Annotated in this window: 2 protein-coding genes; one reads left to right on the top strand and one right to left on the bottom strand. The window is 65.3% G+C overall.

All coding sequences use genetic code 11. The features are described from left to right. Window positions 1-495: 495 nt before the first annotated feature. Window positions 496-1,158, top strand: a complete 663-nt coding sequence (locus tag H300_RS0121670) for a class I SAM-dependent methyltransferase (RefSeq protein WP_028429051.1) — start codon at window positions 496-498, stop codon at window positions 1,156-1,158. Between the two features lie 96 nt (window positions 1,159-1,254). Here the strand turns inward: H300_RS0121670 and H300_RS29575 are convergent. Beyond that, on the bottom strand, window positions 1,255-1,541 hold a 287-nt coding region (locus H300_RS29575), incomplete at its 5' end, for a hypothetical protein (protein ID WP_199779237.1).

The following is a 1,541-nucleotide window of genomic DNA, read 5'->3' as shown; positions in this document are numbered from 1 at the left end:
GACCAGGCATTACCCTACCCTACAACCGCACGCGGACTACCGACTCAGGACACTAGGCTCCACATGATCAGAGGGTCCCTGACCTGCGGAAACGCGGGTCAGGGACCCTCTCTGTGTCGATAACGTCAACACCGTGTCAATACCGCCCTGTCGTACGGGGTCCTCCCCATGGCATCAATCAAGACCCGTGCTGTGGACGGCTGGCGGCGCGCGGAGCGCCAAGCAGGAATCGGAGGTCTGCAGTGAGGAGAAGGCCGCCGAGCGATTCAGGGATCTGGTGAACGGGCACGGTCAGCAGTGGTCGCCCGGCTGGGTGAGGCATTCGCGCTCGGAGTAATCGTCAAGACCGGTGGCCGCTCGACGGTTGTCCCGATGACGGCGGACGTGACCGCCGCGACCTGACGGGCTGTGATTCTTCGCGGTCACTGCAGCGGTTGCCCTGCGGTGATCGAAATCGGATCGTCTGCGGCTCGTGGTCGGCCGTAGGGTGCGGCAATGGACTGGAATGGCTGGCATGACAAGTACGATGTAGCGGACTCCTGGATGGCACGGAGGCTGCGGGCCGTGCAATCGCAGACCCGGGCTGCCCTGGACGATGCGCCCGCCGGGCCGCTTAAGGTGATCAGCCTGTGCGCCGGGGACGGTCGTGACTTTCTCCCCGTCTTGTCCGATCATCCGCGCCGCCACGAGGTGCGGACGAGGCTTGTCGAGTTGGACGCCCGTACCACCGCCACGGCTTCGGAGACGGCCCGCCTGGCAAAGCTGGACCAGGTCGAGGTGGTGACGGGCGACGCCTCCCTCATCGACCAGTACCGGGACATGACCCCCGCGGACCTCGTTCTGATCTGCGGTGTCTTCGGGAACATCACCGACAGCGACATCGAGCACACCATCGGCGCTTGCGGTCAGTTGTGCAAGACCGGTGGCACCGTCATCTGGACCCGCAACCGTGCCGCCCCCGACCGAGTGCCCATGATCTGCGATTGGTTCTGTGAGCAGGGTTTCGAACTGAAGTGGCTGTCGGAGCCGGGTGCTGGCTTCGGGGTCGGTGTGCACCGGTTCACCGGCACGCCTCGACCCCTTCGCACCGGCACCCGGCTGTTCGAGTTCGTGGGATACGACCTGCTCCGTCAGCGCGAGACTGCACAATCCGACTGATCTCTGTCATGGCAGCCACACTCTTGTCTGAGTAGTTGCCTATCCTGGACAGCCGCCACAAGATCAGGCAGCGACCTGCGGACCAACACCGTTGTGTTAGCGCCGTGAGCGGCTGCTGAGGCCGTGCTCGAAGAATCCGATGTCGGCGCGGACGGTGTAGTTCTGTGTTTGCTGGGGGTGCTGTCCGGCGTTGGGTCCGTACTTGCTTGTGGGGTTCTTGCGGGTGCGGGCCTTGACGCGTCGACGGCGGTGGGCGGGTAGGAGGTCGTCCAGGGCGGCCCGGCCGACCGCGCCGACCAGGTCGGCGACTGTCCCGGGGAAGATCCCGCGGGCGGCGGTGACGGTATCGACGGCAGCGGTGAGCGTGACGGTGAAGCTGATGC

Source organism: Streptomyces sp. TAA040, from assembly GCF_000424845.1.
The sequence above is the reverse complement of the archived record's forward strand: the minus strand, read 5'-3'. Positions and strand labels throughout refer to the sequence as shown.